Below are 3,905 nucleotides of genomic sequence, written 5' to 3' on the forward strand. Positions count from 1 at the left end.
GGCGGCGCTCATGTCCGCGGTCCAGCCGTAGCGCAGCCGGTCCCATTCCACCCCCGCCGACTTCCACCGCCCGCCCCTGCCCGGGACCACGATGCGCGCCCGGAGCCGGTTGCCCAACCCGGGCCGCAACCCACCGGTCCAGCCGTCGTCCACGGTCTCGTCCGCCACCACCGACAGCTGCAGTCCATAGACCTCGGACTCCCGCGGTCGGGCCTGCTGCGCCGTGCCGTGCATCATCTCTTCGACCCGCCGCCGCCATTCAGGTACCGGTTCCCCGCCGCCTACCCCGCTGTGTGCGCCGCCGTCCGGATCCACGCCGGCGAACAACATGAGCGCCGCGGCGTGCTTGCACCGCATCGCCACCGGGCACGTGCACGTGCTGAGCTTCGGCCGGGACCAACCGCTCGCATCGGGATGCCCGAAGGCGACCTCGGTCCGATACCGGCGCCCGCCGCTGCCCGTGACCAGTGCGGACAGCGTCCGCGAACCGGGGTTGTAGCTCACGTCGCCGATTGCGTCCGGGTTCACATAAGGGCGCGCACGTGCCAGGGCCGCCGTCCCGACGAACCGCTCGACCTCGGACTCGGGGACCCTCACGCTCGACCGCACGCACCCAGAGTAGGGGCGACCCACGACATCGCGGCGGGCGAGTTGGGCCGCACCATTGACCCGGTCCCCGCCGCGACCTAACATGAAACCAAATGGTTTCATATCACACACGCGGGGTGGATCTCAGTGACGACGACGTGGATCGGTTGTTCCGGGCGCTGGCCGACGCCACACGCCGGGACATCGTCCGTCGCACGCTCACCGACGAGTGCTCCATCTCCGACCTCGCCCATCACTACGACATGTCGTTCGCGGCGGTCCGCAAGCACGTCAACGTCCTCGAGGAGGCCGGACTCGTGACCGACGACCGCCACGGACGCGAACGCCGGATCCGGGGCAACCCCGAGGCGATCCGCAGGGCCCAGACCCTGTTGGACGGCTTCGAGCGCCTCTGGCGGGGGCGCATCGACAGGCTCGACGCCCTGCTCGCCGACGACTGACCACAAGCACAATGTACGACCACCACCGAGGGAGAAGGATCCGATCATGCCAGTGACATCCGTAGACAAGGACCTCGAGGAGCTGACGATGACCATCGTCGCCGACTTCCCCGTGACGGTCCGCCGGCTCTGGGACGCGTACGTGGACCCGCGCCAGCTCGAGAGGTTCTGGGGACCGCCGGAGTGGCCGGCGACCTTCACCCGTCACGACATCTACCCGGGCGGCCGGTCCGAGTACTACATGACCGGGCCGGACGGAGCCCGCAGCGGCGGCTACTGGGAGTACCTGTCCGTGATCGAGGGGGGCTCGTTCGAGATCCTGGACGGTTTCACCGACGAGGACGGCCGCCCCAACCCCGAGATGCCGACGATGCGCGCGGTGTTCTCCTTCGAGGAGACCGACAGCGGCGCCCGCCTGACCACCACCACGTACTTCACCAGCCTCGACCAACTCGAGCAGCTGCTCGAGCTGGGCATGGAGGAGGGCACCCGCTCCGCGATGGCGCAGATCGACGACGTCCTGGCAGACCTGCGCTCCTTCGCCGCCGACCGCGCGACCGCAGCGCAGCTCCTCAGCGACACGCAGGTGCGCTTCACCCGGATCCTGCGGGGCACACCCCAGCAGGTCTGGGACGCACACCACGAGCCGGAACTGCTGAACCGGTGGTTCCACGGCCCCGACGGCTGGGCCCTGGTCGGCTGCCGGGTCGCCTCAGCGCCCGGCGAGACCACCCGCTTCGAGTGGGCCCCCGACGCCGGGGTCGAGGGCGAGGCGTTCGCGCTCGTCGGAGAGCTCATCGAGACCGACCCTCCGCACCGCGAGGTCTTCACCGAGACGATGGAGGGGGCCGACGCGCCACCGACGCGCAACGAGCAGACCCTCACAGCCGTCGGGGACGGGACCCTGATGACGCTCGTCATCACCTACGACAGCGCCGAGCTCCGCGACATGATCCTCGGCACCGGCATGGTCGACGGGATGGAGGCCGGGTACCGGCGGCTCGAGTCGGAGGTCCTGGCCCACGCCTGAGACGTCACCGGGCGCCCTCCCCGCGCCACGACACCAGCGCACACCGAGAGGACCCACATGCGCACGCTCATCATCACCGCCTTCATGTCGCTCGACGGGGTCATGGAGGCACCCGGCGGCGAGGAGGGCTACCGCAACGCCGGCTGGACCTACCGGGACATCCCCTTCGACGAGGCCGCCTACGAGATCAAGGGACGCGAGCAGGACGAGGCCACCGCCCTCCTACTGGGTCGCCGCAGCTACGAGGCGTTCTCCCCGGTCTGGCCGGAGATGACGGAGGACTTCGCCAGGTACAACGGACTACCGAAGTACGTGGTGTCCACCACCCTGACCGCCGACGACCTCGTGGACAACTGGGGACCGACGACCATCCTGCGTTCGGTCGAGGACGTGGCGCGGCTCAAGGAGACCGACGGCGGCCCGATCCTCGTCCACGGCAGCGCGACCCTCGGCCACTCCCTGTCCGAGGCGGGCCTGGTCGACCGGTACCACCTCCTGGTCTTCCCGCTCCTGCTCGGCGCGGGACGGCGCCTCTTCGGCGCGGCCGACGTCGACGCCATCCCGCTAATCCTCACCGAGCACGAGGCCTACGGCAACGGCGTCCAGAAGATGGTCTTCGACGTCGCCCGGAAGGAGGACGACTGACGGTCGACGCCGCAGTTGATCATCGATCCGGCCGGGCCGCCTACTCCCGGTCCTCGAGCGCCGTGACCCGCGGGTCCGGGTCCGTGGTCGCCGCCTTGGCCGCGAAGAACCGTTCGACGGCCAGGACGATCATCACCACCACGACGCCGACCCCCACCGCGGCCAGGACGACCGGCCAGTCGGACCCCGGCGCCAGGATGTCGGCCTCCTCGGTCTGCCAGGGCCACAGGGCCCGCAGGGAGCCGAGCATCAGGCCGGCCATGGCGATGAGGGTGGGCTTGCGGAAGTCCTCGAGCAACCGGTCGAGGATCTTGACGAAGAGCGAGATCCCGACGAGCGCACCGAGCGCGAACACCCCGAGGTAGGCGAAGTTCCGGTCGTCCACGGCTCCGAGGGTCGGCGCGTAGAGCCCCATCGCGAGCAGCAGGTACGAACCCGACACACCGGGCAGGACCAGCGCGCAGATCGCCACCGCGGCGGCCACGAACACCAGCAGGTAGGACGGGTCGCTGATCGTCCCGCTGGGCAACCCGGACAGCACGAACGCCAGCCCCGCGCCGCCGACGAAGATCAGCCCCAGAGCCCAGTTCCGTCCACCCGGGGTGGCCCGCGCCATCCCCAGCGGCACCGCGATGCTCGCCGCGACCATGCCGAGGAACAGCCCGCGTGCGATCTCCGGGCTCCCCTCGACGAAGCCCTTGAGCACCCCGGCCATGGTGAAGACCATCGCCAGCATGCCCACCGCGAGCGGGAGCAGCAGCCACCAGTCCACGTGACGGAAGGCCGCGGACGTGCGCGCCCGGCGGTCCGGGCCGAGGATCGCCGACCGCATCCCGTCCACCACGTGCGCGCCCGAGTCCAGCAACCGTGGGTACACGCCGGTCACCAGTGCGACCGTGCCGCCCGAGACGCCGGGCACGAGCTCGGCCATGCCGATCAGCGCACCGCGCAGTGCGTTCCCGACCATCCCGAGCGGCCCGGGTCGGGCGGGGAGCGGCGACCGCGGGTCCAGATCCGAGTCCGCGACGGGGTCGTGATGAACCGACTCCGCTGCGGCGCCGGGGGGCGTCCCGCCCGGTTCCGGGGTGGACGCAGGCCGTGGTGACTCGACAGACATCCCTCCACTTTCCCCGACGACCCACCCCGAAGCCCAGTCACCACCCCGCCCACGGGCCATCACT

General features: G+C 70.6%; 4 protein-coding genes and 1 pseudogene. 3 read left to right on the top strand and 2 right to left on the bottom strand.

What is annotated here, in order from left to right; all coding sequences use genetic code 11:
- Positions 1–609, bottom strand: a pseudogene (locus G6022_RS06030) (helicase SNF2); the annotation flags it as partial.
- Between the two features lie 92 nt (positions 610–701).
- On the opposite strand from G6022_RS06030, the gene G6022_RS06035 reads away from it, so the two are divergent.
- The 3 genes from G6022_RS06035 to G6022_RS06045 are packed head-to-tail and all read left to right on the top strand — an operon-like array spanning position 702 to position 2,724.
- Entirely contained in the window at positions 702–1,049 is a 348-nt protein-coding gene (locus G6022_RS06035) for a metalloregulator ArsR/SmtB family transcription factor (protein WP_179523520.1), read from the top strand.
- Positions 1,050–1,095: 46 nt separating this feature from the next.
- On the top strand, positions 1,096–2,079 hold the full coding sequence (locus G6022_RS06040) for an SRPBCC family protein (RefSeq protein ID WP_182610751.1): 984 nt from the start codon (positions 1,096–1,098) through the stop codon (positions 2,077–2,079).
- Between the two features lie 57 nt (positions 2,080–2,136).
- Positions 2,137–2,724 carry a dihydrofolate reductase family protein gene (locus G6022_RS06045; protein WP_182610750.1) on the top strand — a complete coding sequence of 196 codons (588 nt, stop codon included), beginning with the start codon at positions 2,137–2,139 and terminating at the stop codon, positions 2,722–2,724.
- A gap of 40 nt (positions 2,725–2,764) precedes the next feature.
- On the opposite strand, the gene G6022_RS06050 is transcribed toward G6022_RS06045, so the two are convergent.
- A complete protein-coding gene (locus tag G6022_RS06050; RefSeq protein WP_241731078.1) occupies positions 2,765–3,841 on the bottom strand; it encodes a DUF368 domain-containing protein in 1,077 nt (358 codons plus the stop codon).
- Between the last annotated feature and the right edge of the window lie 64 nt (positions 3,842–3,905).

The sequence above is a fragment of the Dietzia sp. Cai40 genome (assembly GCF_014145165.1).
Taxonomy (GTDB): Bacteria; Actinomycetota; Actinomycetes; order Mycobacteriales; family Mycobacteriaceae; genus Dietzia; species Dietzia natronolimnaea.

Coding starts and splice junctions, on each gene's coding strand:
- G6022_RS06050 (WP_241731078.1), bottom strand. CDS start 3,841: ATGTCTGTCGAGTCACCACGGCCTGCGTCCACCCCGGAACCGGGCGGG.
- G6022_RS06045 (WP_182610750.1), top strand. CDS start 2,137: ATGCGCACGCTCATCATCACCGCCTTCATGTCGCTCGACGGGGTCATG.
- G6022_RS06040 (WP_182610751.1), top strand. CDS start 1,096: ATGCCAGTGACATCCGTAGACAAGGACCTCGAGGAGCTGACGATGACC.
- G6022_RS06035 (WP_179523520.1), top strand. CDS start 702: ATGGTTTCATATCACACACGCGGGGTGGATCTCAGTGACGACGACGTG.